Annotated in this window: 13 protein-coding genes; 8 read left to right on the top strand and 5 right to left on the bottom strand. The window is 61.5% G+C overall.

Features of this window, described 5'->3' with window-relative positions; genetic code table 11:
* Positions 1-156 precede the first annotated feature (156 nt).
* Positions 157-720 carry an NADPH-dependent FMN reductase gene (locus tag BBI10_RS02610; RefSeq protein WP_065986466.1) on the bottom strand — a complete coding sequence of 188 codons (564 nt, stop codon included), beginning with the start codon at positions 718-720 and terminating at the stop codon, positions 157-159.
* Positions 721-1,049: 329 nt separating this feature from the next.
* Here BBI10_RS02610 and BBI10_RS26385 point away from each other — a divergent pair, with 329 nt between their 5' ends.
* On the top strand, positions 1,050-1,262 hold the full coding sequence (locus BBI10_RS26385) for a hypothetical protein (protein WP_083232993.1): 213 nt from the start codon (positions 1,050-1,052) through the stop codon (positions 1,260-1,262).
* A gap of 81 nt (positions 1,263-1,343) precedes the next feature.
* On the opposite strand, the gene BBI10_RS02605 is transcribed toward BBI10_RS26385, so the two are convergent.
* From BBI10_RS02605 to BBI10_RS02590, 4 genes are all read right to left on the bottom strand, one after another.
* Complete coding sequence (locus BBI10_RS02605) at positions 1,344-1,910, bottom strand: GNAT family N-acetyltransferase (RefSeq protein WP_141695096.1); 567 nt, start codon at positions 1,908-1,910, stop codon at positions 1,344-1,346.
* Between the two features lie 61 nt (positions 1,911-1,971).
* On the bottom strand, positions 1,972-2,724 hold the full coding sequence (gene dnaQ, locus BBI10_RS02600; RefSeq protein ID WP_141695099.1) for a DNA polymerase III subunit epsilon: 753 nt from the start codon (positions 2,722-2,724) through the stop codon (positions 1,972-1,974).
* A 364-nt stretch (positions 2,725-3,088) separates the two neighbouring features.
* Positions 3,089-3,541, bottom strand: coding sequence for a ribonuclease HI (gene rnhA, locus BBI10_RS02595; protein WP_065986461.1), 453 nt, complete (start codon positions 3,539-3,541; stop codon positions 3,089-3,091).
* A 45-nt stretch (positions 3,542-3,586) separates the two neighbouring features.
* Positions 3,587-4,345: a class I SAM-dependent methyltransferase gene (locus BBI10_RS02590; RefSeq protein ID WP_065986459.1), complete on the bottom strand. Its 759-nt coding sequence runs from the start codon at positions 4,343-4,345 to the stop codon at positions 3,587-3,589.
* Positions 4,346-4,444: 99 nt separating this feature from the next.
* On the opposite strand from BBI10_RS02590, the gene gloB reads away from it, so the two are divergent.
* The 7 genes from gloB (at position 4,445) to BBI10_RS02555 (ending at position 14,622) form a co-directional block, all read left to right on the top strand.
* Positions 4,445-5,224: a hydroxyacylglutathione hydrolase gene (gene gloB, locus BBI10_RS02585; protein WP_065986549.1), complete on the top strand. Its 780-nt coding sequence runs from the start codon at positions 4,445-4,447 to the stop codon at positions 5,222-5,224.
* Positions 5,225-5,323: 99 nt separating this feature from the next.
* Positions 5,324-6,937 (top strand): lytic transglycosylase, encoded by a 1,614-nt coding sequence (locus BBI10_RS02580; RefSeq protein WP_065986458.1) that lies wholly within the window; start codon positions 5,324-5,326, stop codon positions 6,935-6,937.
* Between the two features lie 255 nt (positions 6,938-7,192).
* The gene (locus BBI10_RS02575; protein WP_065986456.1) at positions 7,193-9,022 is read left to right on the top strand and encodes an extracellular solute-binding protein; all 1,830 of its coding nucleotides are present in this window, start codon (positions 7,193-7,195) and stop codon (positions 9,020-9,022) included.
* Positions 9,019-10,914 (top strand): extracellular solute-binding protein, encoded by a 1,896-nt coding sequence (locus BBI10_RS02570; protein ID WP_065986455.1) that lies wholly within the window; start codon positions 9,019-9,021, stop codon positions 10,912-10,914. Before BBI10_RS02575 ends, BBI10_RS02570 begins: the two co-directional genes overlap by 4 nt.
* 1 nt (position 10,915) lies before the next feature.
* On the top strand, positions 10,916-11,989 hold the full coding sequence (locus BBI10_RS02565; protein WP_065986453.1) for a microcin C ABC transporter permease YejB: 1,074 nt from the start codon (positions 10,916-10,918) through the stop codon (positions 11,987-11,989).
* Between the two features lies 1 nt (position 11,990).
* Entirely contained in the window at positions 11,991-13,010 is a 1,020-nt protein-coding gene (locus tag BBI10_RS02560) for an ABC transporter permease (RefSeq protein ID WP_065986451.1), read from the top strand.
* 1 nt (position 13,011) lies between these two features.
* Positions 13,012-14,622 carry an ABC transporter ATP-binding protein gene (locus BBI10_RS02555; protein WP_065986449.1) on the top strand — a complete coding sequence of 537 codons (1,611 nt, stop codon included), beginning with the start codon at positions 13,012-13,014 and terminating at the stop codon, positions 14,620-14,622.
* Positions 14,623-14,630: the final 8 nt, after the last annotated feature.

The following is a 14,630-nucleotide window of genomic DNA, read 5'->3' as shown; positions in this document are numbered from 1 at the left end:
GGAAGAAGTCCACCGCGATTGCGGTACATAACGCTATACACGGGCAAGGAAATTCAGGATTGACTGACGAAGGCGCGACGATCTTGCGCGGTGGGTGCGAGGGGCCGGCACGCGGCGTTGCGCGCAGGCCCTTTCACCGAAAGACGGTACAGATGATCAGGCTTTCAAGGTGCGCGCAACGTGGCCGGCGAATGCATCGATGATGTTCTGCAGGAACGGGCGGGTTTTCTCGCTCAGCTTGCCGTGTTCGTCAAAGAAGGTGCCGGCGTTGCCCAGGTAGGCTTCCGGTTGCTGCATGCACAGCACGTCGAGGAACACGAAGCACTGGCGCAAATGCTGGTTGGCGCCAAAACCACCGATCGCCCCGGGCGACGCACTGACCACGGCCGCCGGTTTGGCGCTGCCCCATGCGCTTTTGCCGTAGGGCCGCGAGCCAACGTCGATGGCGTTTTTCAGCGCGCCCGGCACTGAACGGTTGTATTCGGGGGTGACGAACAGAAACCCGTCTGCGCCCTGCAGGGCCTGACGGAAGGCGGTGTAAGCGGCAGGCGGCGAATCCGCGTCGATGTCTTCGTTGTACAACGGCAGGTCGCCGATTTCGACGATGCTCAGCTTCAGGCTGGACGGCGCCAGCTCAGCCAGTGCGTGGGCCACTTTGCGGTTGATGGAGTCTTTCCTCAAGCTGCCGACGATGACTGCAATCGAATGAACCTGGCTCATGAAACGGACCTTCTGCTGTGGGAGGAGACAACAGTTATAGATGAAACATGAGTGCAATTCTGTGTTGTTTTTCCGTTGCTAATCATCGAAGCGTTCGATGCTGGCCCGTGGGTTATCGGCCCCTGCTTTGGGCGGGCCGTGCTACCGTCGGTCGCGACTATTTTTCGGATCGCCGAAAACTCCCCCCGGAAACGGCGGTCTGACTGCCTTAGGCGAATAAGGTCCCCGGACAAATTTGGGAATTACCTTACAAGCGGACACGGTTTATTCACTCGCGGTGTTAGGATGCGAGCGAAAACGAGCAGTTATTTCCAGAGGTTACAAAGCAAATGGCTTCAGTTCTAGTTGGGCAATTTCATGCGAGGGATGCGGAGGGACGCGTTTACTCGGTGCATGAATTCCGTGAATCACAGCCTGACGAGGCTGATGGAAAGGAGCCCGTTTCCACTTATCGCCTGGCCATTGGCGACCGCGTCAAACACCTGGGCGGAGAGGAATTCGAGTTGATTCAGGGCAAGGTCAAGCTCATACGAGAGCATTGAAACACCGCTGCAAGCCCGCCTCTTTCTACTCAGGCCGCTCACATCCTGCGGCCACGAGTCAGGTCAGAGGGGCTTGCCGCTTCAATCGACGCCCGGCGCGTCGAACAACAAATACCAGAAAATCGCCGCCTCCTGCGTCAACGGTTCTATCGCGCGATACCGCAGATGATCGACCCCGCCGACCACAAACCCGTAGCGCTCATATAACCGGCACGCCTCCAGATTGTTGTTCTGGGTTTCCAGGGTGATGCCCGGCAGCCCGCGCTTGCGGCTCCAGAACTGCGCCACGTCCAGCAGCTTTTGTGCCACGCCATTGCGTCGCGCCCCGGTATCGACCGCCAGTTCGTCGATGTGAGCGAAACCGTTCCAGTGCTCGCTGACCACCACATGCCCGACCGGCTGCTCATCGAGCCAGGCCACCAGCACCGTGCCGTCGGCGGCGTCCCGATAATTGCAGAACTCTTCGGAATCGATGCCGTAATTTTTCAGGTAAGGCTCGACGGCATCGACGTGCCACTGCGCCACGGGCTCGCCGATCTGCACCCGGGCATAGCCGGTGACGGTGAAGGTGAACTCGCTGTTGAGGATGTAATCCTCGAAGCATTCGTCAGCGACACGAATGCTGAAAGTCGGGCTGGACGTGTTCACCATGGGCCTCCTGCCCGATTACCGGGATCGACATCACCTTCTATGAAGGCCGCTGCCGCCTTCAGGCTTCCGCCCGGGCCTGAGCCTGCGCTTCGAGCAACTGGGTCCACAGGGCCGGGGCACCGGCGGATTTGGCAATCACGGCAAGCCGCGCTTCGTGCTCCGCCAGTTCGGCCTCGCTGGCGACGATGATGCGTCCCGGCGTGCGGTTGGCGATGCGGCGGATCTCCGATGGGCGATCGGCACCGCCCTCTCCGTCGTTGTTGCCGGCCAGCGACAGGGTCGTCTGGCCACCGGTCATCGCCAGATAGACTTCCGCGAGAATCTCGGAGTCGAGCAATGCGCCGTGAAGCTCACGGCCGGAGTTGTCGACGTCGTAGCGTTTGCACAGCGCATCAAGGCTGTTGCGCTGGCCCGGATGACGCTCGCGGGCCATGGCCAGGGTGTCGAGGATCGTGCAGTAACTGCTGAGATTGGCGCGATCGTGCTGGCCGATCAGGGCGAATTCGTTGTTCAGAAAGCCGACGTCGAACGCCGCGTTGTGGATGATCAGCTGCGCGCCTTTGACGAACTCGAAGAACTCGTCGGCGACTTCAGCGAAACGCGGTTTACCGATCAGGAACTGGTCGGTGATGCCGTGAACGCCAATGGCGCCCTCGTCACTCTCCCGGTCCGGTTGCAGGTAAACGTGGAAATGCCGCCCGGTCAGACGCCGGCCAATCAGCTCGACGCAGCCGATTTCGATGACCCGGTGGCCGTCGGTGACGGGCATACCGGTGGTCTCGGTATCGAGGACAACCCTTCGTTCAGTGATGATGTTTTGTACAGTCATTGCCTACCGCCTCAGCTTCAGGCGCGGATATTAGCATGGCGGTTTTGCGATGTGCGCAACCTTGCCAGACCGCACACAAGGATTGTTTGCCACGACATTGATGTCGGTCATGCTGGCCTCTTCCCGGCTAAAGCCAGTCCTACAGTGGGTACGCGGTGGGTCAGTGGGACCGGCTTCAGCCGGGAAGCTTTTGATTTGCTTTTGATCTTCATACGCCAAAGGATCAGTCACCGCCAAACGCGACTTGGGTCCAGGCTGAACGCAGGCCCACGGAGCGAGACCGGAGTGAAGGAATCCTGACGAAGGAAGGGCCCAGCCGAGAGCAGGCAATAGCGCTCGATGCTACCTAGCCGTGCTTGATACCGCGCACTTCATCCACGCCGCGGTTCGCCAACTGGTCAGCGCGCTCGTTACCCGGATGGCCAATGTGGCCGCGCACCCACTTCCAGCTCACATTGTGCCGGCCGACCTGCTCGTCCAGCTGCTTCCACAGATCGGCGTTTTTTACCGGCTCCTTCGCTGCCGTCTTCCAGCCGCGCTTCTTCCAGTTGACCATCCACTCGGTGATGCCTTTCATCACGTACTGCGAGTCGGTCACCAGGATCACTTCACACGGCCGCTTCAGTTCTTCGAGACCGCGAATGGCGCCGAGCAGCTCCATACGGTTATTGGTGGTGTTGGCTTCACCGCCCCAGAGTTCTTTTTCAACGCCTTTGCACACCAGCAACGCACCCCAGCCGCCAGGGCCGGGGTTGCCCTTGCAGGCGCCATCGGTGAAGAGTTCTACGGTATCGCTCATTACGATGTTTCCAGAAATTGAGAAAGCGTGGCGTCAGCCGGTGAATCAAGGCTCGGGCGTGCGCCGATTGACCTTGGCCATCGGCAGAGGCAGCAGTTTGCCCATGGGCTCGCGGCGCGGCATGCGCACGGGCCGCAGCCCTACACTCATCTTGCGCGCGATCAATAGATAGAAGCCGCCGCCGGGACTTTGCCAGCCATCGCCGAGACGTTCGAGCCCGGCCAGACGAGCCTGCCACTTGGGCGAAGCGAGCGGCGGACGATAGCACCCGAAGCGGCGTTTCTCCAGCGCGAAGCCCAGCAGGTTAAGCCAGTCGCCGACCCGCGATGGCGAGATGCAGCGCGCCCTGCGCAGGGCATCATTGGCGAAGAAATGGCGGATGCCCCAGGTGCTCCAGGGGTTGATCCCGACGATCACCAGATGCCCGCCGGGACGCACGCTGCTGGCGGCTTCGCGCAACAGGCCGTGGGGCGACAGACAGAAATCCAGACCGTGCTGCATGACCACCACATCCGCGGCGTGCTCGCTCAAAGGCCAGGCCTGCTCTTCGCAGACAATCTCGACGCCCGGCAACGGCGCGCCCAGTCGCACGTTGCGCTGCACTTGCTTCGCCGCCGGCGGGGTTTGCGCCGACGGGCCGTAATGCACCAGATAACCGCCAAAAAAACGCTCGAGCTCTTGCTCCAGCACACGGCTTTCTTCTTCCAGCAACAACTGCCCCAGGGGCCCGGACAGCCAGTCGCGGGCGGCGCTGATCAGCTCAAGCCACTCGGGATCGGCCTGGGCGAACGCTTCATCGGTCATTTCCGGTCTCCATGAGAGGGTCATTGCGATAGAGACTCGCCTCGAGTCTGTTCAGACCCTAAGATGCTTCTCTATGTTTCCAGCCAAGCGAACCGCGCCATGATACAGGTCGATGCCCTGCCCGCTTTCAGCGATAACTACATCTGGTTGTTACAAGACAATGCCGTCAAACGCTGCGCCGTGGTTGACCCGGGTGATGCCGCCCCCGTCATCGCCTGGCTTGAGCGCAACCCGGACTGGCGCCTGACCGACATTCTCATCACCCATCACCACGCCGACCACACCGGCGGCGTCGCGCAACTGAAAACACTCACCGACGCCAAGGTCTACGGCCCGGCCAATGAGAAGATTCCGGCGCGGGACGTGGCCCTGTCCGACAACGATCAGCTCACCGTACTCGGCCTGACATTCAGCGTCCATGCGGTCCCCGGCCACACCCTGGGCCACATCGCCTTTTACCATGCCGACGCACAACAGCCACTGCTGTTCTGCGGCGACACACTGTTCGCCGCCGGTTGCGGCCGCTTGTTCGAAGGCACCCCGCAGCAGATGCATCATTCCCTGAGCCGACTCGCCGAGCTGCCCGACAGCACCCTCGTCTACTGCGCCCACGAGTACACCTTGAGCAATTTGCGCTTCGCCGTGGCGGTTGAACCGGACAACGCCGACGTGCTGCAGCGTTTTGAAGAAGTGACGCAATGGCGTGCACAAAATCGTATCAGTGTGCCGTCGACGCTGGCACTGGAGCGCAAGACCAATCCGTTTCTGCGAGCCGCCGTCATCTCCGTGAAACAAAAAGCAGACGAACGGAGCGGAACCCATAACGCGACGGCCACAGAGGTCTTTGCCGTGTTGCGGGCATGGAAAGATAAGTTCTAAACAGGCTGCGAATCAGCACGGAAATTCTGAAAGGTTGACCGTTCACCAGTCACTTTCTAGAATCGCCCGACATTTTCGCCTGGAACTATCCCCCAGCCAATGTCGTCATCTATACGCAAAACCTTTAATTCCGACACATTGACTCGGTTGGCCCAGGCAATCGCAGTGGTCGCGAGCGCGACATTGGCAGGCTGCCAGAGCACCGGCGGCCTCGAATCCGGGAACGGCGCCAGCGCCGCCCATCCCGTCGCCAGCACCAAACCAAAACCTGTTTACATCGCACGCAAACCCGTGCCCCTCGCCCCGCCCCATGATGTGTGGGAGCGCATGCGTCAGGGTTTTCAGCTGCAAGACGGCAACGACCTCAACCCACGCATCGATCAGCAACGCCTCTGGTACGCCAACAACCCGTCGTTCCTCGAGACGGCCGGTAACCGCGGCAGCCTGTACATGCACTACATCGTCGAGCGGCTGGAGGAGCGCAACATGCCCCTCGAACTGGCGTTGCTGCCGGTGATCGAGAGCGCGTACAACCCGATGGCCTTGTCGCGCAGCGATGCGGCGGGGATCTGGCAGTTCATTCCGTCCACCGGCCGCTACTTCAACCTGCGTCAAACCAATTTCTACGACGGCCGCCGCGACATCACCGCGTCCACTACCGCAGCGCTGGACTACCTGACCAAGCTGCACGACATGTTCAACGGTGACTGGCTGCTGGCACTGGCGGCCTATAACGCCGGCGAAGGCACGGTCAGCCGCGCCATCGAACGCAACGAAAAGCTCAACCTGCCCACCGATTACTGGAACCTGCCGCTGCCGCAGGAAACCCGCGATTACGTGCCTAAATTGCTGGCGCTGTCCCAGGTGGTGATGTCGCCCGACGCCTATGGCGTCAACCTCAACCCGATCGACAACAAGCCGTACTTCCAGGTCGTCGAGTTGAATCAGCGCATGGACCTGTCGAAAGTCGCCGCCATGGCGAACATCGACGAGGACGAGCTGGTGCAGCTCAACCCCGCGTTCAAGAAGCGTCTGACCATCGACGGCCCTCAGCACCTGCTGGTGCCGACGTCGAAATCCCAGTTGCTGACCGCCAACCTGTCGAACATGAAGCCTGAAGAACTGGTCGACTGGCAGCAATATCGCGTGCGTCCGGGCGACAGCCTGGCCAGCATCGCCAGCCGCTACAAGGTGTCGACCAGCACCCTCAAGGACATCAACAAGTTGTCCGGCAATCAGGTGAAACGCGGCCAGGCGCTGACGATTCCGGTGCAGCCCGGCATGCAGTACGCGATGCCGGTGTTCGAAGAAGTCGCCGAGGTGGACGAAAAGCCGGCGCGCACCCGCAGCTACAGGGTGAAGAAGGGCGACAACCTGGTGCAGATCGCGCGCATCAACAAGGTCGACGTCAAGGATTTACAGCACTGGAACAAGCTGTCCGGCCAGAACCTCAAGGTCGGCCAGACGCTGGTCATGCAGGACAACAGCAAACCGGCGAAAGCCAGCTCACGCGCCGTGGCCAAGGCTGACAACAGCGCCAGGGGTGAAGACGCCGGCAAGAAGTCGATGCAGTACAAGATCCAGAAAGGCGATTCGATGTACCTCGTCGCCAAGCGCTTCAACGTCGAAATGCAGCACCTCAAGCGCTGGAATCCGCGCAGCGGCCAGGCCCTCAAGCCAGGGCAGACACTGACGGTGTACCTGCCGCACTGATGAGTCGCAGGCAACGCCGATGCTCTTTGTAGGAGCGTGGCTTGTCCCGCGATCGGCGACAAAGTCGTCGTAAAACCTCTGTTCACGATCTGCCAGGCATACCGCACTCTCAGGATTTACTGCCGGTCCCCGGCAGATCGCGGGACAAGCCACGCTCCTACAGATGTTGCGTCAGCCTGACACCTCCGCCCTGCCCTTTTTCCAGCCGATACAAGCTGTTACTGTGACCGACCGCTGCCTGGATCGACCGCCGACTTGATACGTCACCTGCTGCTGACTTTCAGCCTGGTCTTGAGCACGACAGCCGCCGCGACCATCAGCGAAAGCCATGGTTACGCACAATTCGGCGTCCTCAAGTACCCTGCCAGCTTCACGCATTTCGACTGGGTCAATCCTGAGGCGCCGAAGGCTGGCACCCTGCGAATCATGGCCAACGGCACGTTCGACACCCTCAACCCGTACACCTTCAAGGGCAGCAGCCCGATTTCGACGGCCAACTTCGGCCAGTACGGCGTCAGCGAGCTGAACGAACCACTGATGGTCGGCACGGGACAGTACGACCCCTCCGGCGATGAACCCACCTCCAGTTACGGCCTGATCGCCAAAACCGTCGAGTACAGCGACGACCGCAGCTGGGTGGTGTTCAACCTGCGCCCCGAAGCGCGCTTTCACGACGGCAAGCCGATTACCGCCTACGACGTGGCGTTTTCCTATAGAACGTTACTGAAGGACGGTCACCCGCAGTACCGCACGGCGTTGCAGGAAGTGCAGCGTGTGGACATCCTCAACCGCCACCGCATTCGTTTCGTGTTCAAGCGCTCCGGCAACCCATTACTGATTCTGCGCCTCGGCGAACTGCCGGTTCTGCCGCAGCATTACTGGAAGAACCGCGACTTCAAGGCCACCTCCTTCGAGGCCCCGTTGGGCAGCGGCCCCTACCGCATCACCCAGGTGCGGCCGGGGCGCAGCCTGGTGTTCGAGCGGGTGAAGGACTATTGGGGCAAGGACCTGCCGGTCAACCGCGGCAAGTACAACTTCAACCGCGTCGAAGTGGAGTTCTACCGCGACGCCGACGTAGCGTTCGAAGCGTTCAAGGCGGGCGAGTTCGACATCTACATCGAGCATCAGGCGAAGAACTGGCTCACCGGTTATGACTTCCCGGCGGTGACCGAGGGCAAGGTGATCAAGGCGCAGATCCCGCACCAGATCCCCACGCAGACCCAAGGGCTGTTCATGAACACCCGTCGCGGCGCGTTCGCCGACATCCGTGTGCGCGAAGCCCTGGGGGTGATGTTCAACTTCGAGTGGACCAACCGCACGCTGTTCAATGACGCCTATATGCGCTCGACCAGCTACTACCCCAACAGCGAATTCACCTCCAGCGGACTGCCCGCCGGTCGTGAGTTCCTCATGCTCGCCCCCTACCGCGAGCAGTTGCCGGCCAGGCTGTTCACCCAGCCCTTCGCGGTGTCGAAAACCGACGGCGGCGGCGTGCCCCGGGATTCCATTCGCAAGGCGCTGGGGCTGCTGGCCGACGCGGGCTGGACATTCACCGAGCGCGGTTTGACCAACAGCGCAGGGCAGCCGTTGCGTCTCGAAATACTTCTGGTCAATCCCAACCTGGAGCGAATCCTGCAGCCCTACATCGAAGACCTCACGCGGATTGGCGTCGACGCGCACCTGCGCACCGTTGACCGCGCTCAGTACAAACAGCGGCTGGACCAGTTCGATTTCGACATGATTCTGATGACCCTGAACCAGACCCTCAGCCCGGGGCTCGAGCAATGGCAGTACTTCCATTCCAGCCAGGCCACCATCAAAGGCAGCAAAAACTACGCCGGCGTCGCCAACCCGGTGGTCGACAACCTGCTCAACCAGCTGTTGGCGGCGAAGACCCGGGATGATCAGGTGGCGGCGACCCGTGCACTGGATCGCGTGTTGCTGTGGCAGCACTACATGATCCCCAACTGGTACCTCAATAATCACCGTCTGGCGTACCGCAACCGGTTCGCCATGGTCACCACCCCGCCCTATACCCTGGGCCTGCGTGCGTGGTGGCTCAAGCCTTCGGAGAAAACCCAATGACTGCCCTGCGCTCCCTGACCCGCGCCGGCGGCCTGTTTCTGAGCCCGTTCGTGCTGGCCCCGCTGCTGCTGGGCGTAACCTGTGCAACCCAGGCGGCTCCGCAACACGCCATCACCCTGTACAACGAAGCGCCGAAATACCCGGCGGACTTCAAGCATTTCGATTACGTGAACCCGGACGCGCCCAAGGGCGGGATTCTGCGCAGCGCCGGGTTTGGCGGCTTCGACAGCCTCAACCCGTTCATCAGCAAAGGCGTGCCTGCCGACGACATCGGCCTGATCTACGACACCCTTGCCCGCCAGGGCCTGGACGAGCCTTTCACCGAATATGGCCTGATCGCCGGCAAGATCGAAAAAGCCCCGGACAACAGCTGGGTGCGTTTCTACCTGCGGCCCGAAGCGAAATTCAATGACGGCCACCCGGTCCGCGCCGAAGACGTGGTGTTCAGCTTCGAAACCCTGATCAAGGACGGCTCGCCGCTGTACCGCAGTTACTATGCGGACGTTGATCAGGCCGTCGCCGAAAACCCGACCACAGTGCTGTTCAAGTTCAAGCACAACGACAACCGCGAACTGCCGCTGATCCTCGGCCAGCTGCCAGTGCTGCCCAAGCACTGGTGGGCCACCCGCGACTTCAGCAAGGGCAACCTGGAAATCCCGCTGGGCAGCGGGCCGTACAAGGTGGTCGAAGTCAAAGCCGGACGCTCGGTTCGCTACGAGCGGGTCAAGGATTACTGGGGCAAGGACCTGCCAATCAACAAGGGCTTCTACAACTTTGATCGGCTGTCCACCGACTACTACCGCGACAACACGGTGGCCCTCGAAGCTTTAAAAGCCGGTGCTTTCGACTTCTGGCAGGAGATGGCGGCGAAGAACTGGGCGACGGCCTATGACGTTCCGGCTGTGAGAGAGGGTCGCCTGATCAAGGAGGAAATCCCCAACGGCAATCCCCAGGGCATGCAGGGCTTTATCTTCAATCTGCGCAAGCCGATGTTCCAGGACGTGCGCGTGCGTCAGGCCCTCAGCCTGTTGCTCGACTTCGAGTGGACCAATAAGCAGCTGTTCTTCGGCAGCTACACCCGCACCAAAAGCTATTTCGACAATTCCGACATGGGCGCCGAAGGCCTGCCGACGCCTGCCGAGCTGAAGATCCTCGAGCCCCTGCGCGGCAAGCTGCCGGAATCGGTGTTCACCGAGGCATTCAAGCTGCCGGTCACCGATGGCAGCGGCATCATCCGCGAGCAACAGCGCAAGGCGTTCCAGCTGCTCAAGGACGCCGGCTGGAAGATCGTCGGCGACAAGATGGTCGACACCGAAAACAAGCCGGTCACCATCGAGTTTCTGCTCGCCCAGACCGAATTCGAGCGCGTGCTGCTGCCGTACAAGCGCAACCTGGCCGACATCGGCATTGATCTGGAAATCCGCCGGGTCGATGTCTCCCAGTACATCACCCGCCGCCGTTCACGGGACTACGACATGATCGTCGGCAGTTTCCCGCAGTCGAGCTCGCCGGGTAACGAGCAGCGCGAATACTGGGATTCCTCCGCCGCCGACAAGCCGGGGAGCTACAACGTGATCGGCCTCAAGGACCCGGCGGTCGACACGCTGGTCAACGGCTTGATCAACGCCGACTCGCGCCAGAGCCTGATCGACCACACCCGCGCCCTCGACCGCGCGCTGCTGTGGGGGTACTACGTGATCCCGAACTGGCACATCAAGACCTGGCGCGTGGCGTACTGGGATCACCTGGGCCACCCGGGCAAAACCCCGCTCTACGACATCGGCACCGTGACCTGGTGGGTCAAACCCGACGCGACGCCGGCGATTCCCGTGCAGGCCGCGCCAGATCAGATGCCGGCCGACGCCGAGTCAGCCAAAGGCACGGAGCGATAACATGCTGGCCTACATTCTGCGGCGTCTGCTGCTGATCATTCCGACCCTGTTCGGCATTCTGCTGATCAACTTCGTCATCATCCAGGCCGCGCCGGGCGGTCCGGTGGAGCAGATGATCGCCAAGCTCGAAGGCTTCGAAGGCGCCACCAGCCGCATCGCCGGCGGCGGCGCGGAAGTCTCGGTGGCCGGCTCGACCTATCGCGGCGCGCAGGGTCTGGACCCGAGCCTGATCAAGGAAATCGAGCACATGTACGGCTTCGACAAATCGGCGCCGGAACGCTTGTGGATCATGGTCAAGAACTACGCCCATCTGGATTTCGGTGACAGTTTCTTCCGCGACGCCAAGGTCATCGACCTGATCGTCGAGAAGATGCCGGTGTCGATCTCCCTCGGGCTGTGGAGCACGCTGATCATGTACCTGGTGTCGATCCCCCTGGGGATCGCCAAAGCCACGCGCCATGGCAGCCATTTCGACGTGTGGACCAGCTCGGCGATCATCGTCGGCTACGCCATTCCGGCGTTCCTGTTTGCCATCCTGCTGATCGTGGTGTTCGCCGGCGGCAGTTACTTCGACTGGTTCCCGTTGCGCGGGCTGACGTCGAGCAACTTCGATGAGATGAGCTGGCTGGGCAAAGTGGGCGATTACTTCTGGCACCTGGTGCTGCCGATCACCGCGCTGGTCATCGGCCACTTCGCCACCATGACCCTGCTGACGAAAAACAGCTTTCTCGACGAGATCGGCAAGCAGTACGTGATCACGGCCAAGGCCAAGGGCCTGACCCAGCGCCGGGTGCTCTACGGCCACGTGTTCCGTAACGCCATGCTGCTGGTGATCGCCGGTTTCCCGTCGGCGTTCATTGGCATCTTCTTCACCGGCTCCCTGCTGGTGGAAGTGATCTTCTCCCTCGACGGCCTTGGCCTGATGAGCTTCGAAGCCGCGATCAACCGTGATTACCCGGTGGTGTTCGGCACGCTGTTCATCTTCACCCTGCTGGGGCTGGTGGTGAAACTGATTGGCGACCTGACCTACACGCTGGTCGACCCACGCATCGACTTCGACCGCAGGGATCATTGATATGACGTTGTCCCCCCTCAATCGACGCCGTTTCGAACGCTTCAAGGCCAACAAGCGTGGCTGGTGGTCGTTGTGGCTGTTTCTGATCCTGTTCGGCGCCAGCCTGGGCGCCGAGCTCATCGCCAACGACAAACCCCTGGCCGTGCGCTACGACGGCGAGTGGTACTTCCCGGTGTTCAAGCGATACCCGGAAACCACCTTCGGCGGCGAATTCCCGCTGGAGGCCAACTACAAGAGCCCGTACATCAAGGAGCTGCTGGCGGCCAAAGACGGCTGGACGCTGTGGGCGCCGATTCCGTTCAGTTACCAGAGCATCAACTACGACCTGAAAGTCCCGGCCCCTGCCCCACCGTCGCGAGAGAACCTGCTGGGCACCGACGATCAGGGCCGCGACGTGCTGGCGCGGGTGATCTACGGCTTCCGGGTGTCGGTGCTGTTCGCCATGACGCTGACGATCCTGAGCTCCATCATCGGCGTGATCGCCGGGGCGCTGCAGGGTTTCTACGGCGGCTGGGTCGATCTGATCGGCCAGCGCTTTCTGGAAATCTGGTCCGGGCTGCCGGTGCTGTACCTGTTGATCATCCTCGCCAGCTTCGTGCAGCCCAACTTCTGGTGGCTGCTGGGCATCATGCTGCTGTTCTCGTGGATGAGCCTGGTGGATGTGGTGCGCGCCGAGTTTCTGCGTGGCCGCAACCTGGAATACGTTCGCGCAGCCCGGGCGCTGGGCATGGAAAACGGCGCGATCATGTTCCGCCACATCCTGCCCAACGCGATGGTCTCAACCATGACCTTCATGCCGTTCATCCTCACCGGCGCGATCGGCACGCTGACCGCGCTGGATTTCCTCGGCTTCGGCCTGCCCGCCGGTTCGCCTTCGCTGGGCGAACTGGTGGCGCAAGGCAAATCCAACCTGCAGGCGCCGTGGCTGGGCATCAGCGCCTTTGCCGTGCTGGCGATCATGCTGAGCCTGCTGGTGTTCATCGGCGAATCCGCCCGCGACGCATTCGACCCGAGGAAATGAGATGAATCAGGACAATCTGGTCGAAATCCGCGACCTCTCCGTCGAATTCGTGAACGGCACCAACGTGCAGCGGGTGGTCGAGGGCATCAGCTTCGACATCCGCAAGGGCGAAACCCTGGCGCTGGTCGGAGAAAGCGGATCGGGCAAGTCAGTCACCGCACACTCGATCCTGCGGCTGCTGCCCTACCCGCTCGCGCGTCATCCGACCGGGACGATTCGCTACGCCGGTGATGACCTGCTGACAGTCAGTGAGAAGCGCCTGCGCGGTATTCGCGGCAACCGCATCGCGATGATCTTCCAGGAGCCGATGACGTCGCTGAACCCGCTGCAGTCCATCGAAAAGCAGATCAACGAAGTGCTCGGCCTGCACAAGGGCCTGACCGGCAAAGCCGCGACGCGACGGACGCTGGAGCTGCTCGATCTGGTGGGCATTCCGGAACCGGCCAAGCGCTTGAAAGCCCTGCCCCATGAACTGTCCGGCGGCCAGCGCCAGCGGGTGATGATTGCGATGGCCCTGGCCAACGAGCCCGAATTGTTGATCGCCGATGAGCCGACCACTGCGCTGGACGTCACGGTGCAGCTGAAAATCCTCGAGCTGCTCAAGGAATTGCAGGCCCGGCTGGGCATGGCCTTGCTGCTGATCAGCCATGATTTGAACGTCGTCAGGCAAATTGCCAACCGAGTATGTGTCATGCAGCGCGGTTGCATCGTCGAACAGGCATCGTGCGAAGAGCTGTTTCGCGCGCCGCAGCATCCGTACACCCGTGAACTGCTCAGCGCCGAGCCCAAAGGCGGGCCGGCGAACAACCCGCCGGGCGCGCCGATGCTGGAAGTTGAAGACCTGAGGGTCTGGTTTCCGATCAAGAAAGGCGTGTTCAAGCGCACGGTGGATCACGTCAAGGCGGTCGACGGCATCCATTTCAGTCTGCCCAAGGGCCAGACGCTGGGGATTGTCGGCGAGAGCGGCTCGGGCAAATCGACGCTGGGCCTGGCGATCCTACGGTTGATTCGCAGCGAAGGCGAGATACGCTTTCACGGGCAATCGCTTAGCGGGATGAATCAGCATCAGGTCAGACCGCTGCGGCGGCAGATGCAGGTGGTGTTTCAGGACCCGTTCGGCAGCCTCAGCCCGCGCATGTCGGTGTGCGATATCGTCGGCGAAGGCCTGCGGATTCATAAGATGGGAACCCCGGTGGAACAGGAAGCCGCGGTGGTTGAAGCGCTCAAGGAAGTGGGCCTGGATCCGGCCACCCGGCACCGCTACCCCCACGAGTTTTCAGGGGGACAGCGGCAAAGGATCGCCATTGCCCGGGCATTAGTGTTAAAACCGGCGCTGATTTTGCTGGACGAGCCGACATCGGCCCTCGACCGCACCGTTCAGCGTCAAGTGGTGGAGCTGTTACGCTCCCTGCAAACCAAGTACAACCTGACGTATTTGTTCATCAGCCATGACTTGGCGGTGGTCAAGGCGTTAAGCCACCAACTGATGGTGGTCAAGCAAGGCCAAGTGGTCGAACAGGGTGTGGCAGAAGACATCTTCGCCGCACCGCAACATCCTTATACACAGCAGCTGCTGGAGGCCGCCTTCTTGGCGCCGGCAGCTGTCGATTAACCTGAAGA

It is taken from the genome of Pseudomonas graminis, assembly GCF_001705435.1.
Lineage (GTDB): Bacteria > Pseudomonadota > Gammaproteobacteria > Pseudomonadales > Pseudomonadaceae > Aquipseudomonas > Aquipseudomonas graminis_B.
Note: the sequence above shows the minus strand (reverse complement) of the source record. Positions and strands in the feature narration are given on the sequence as shown.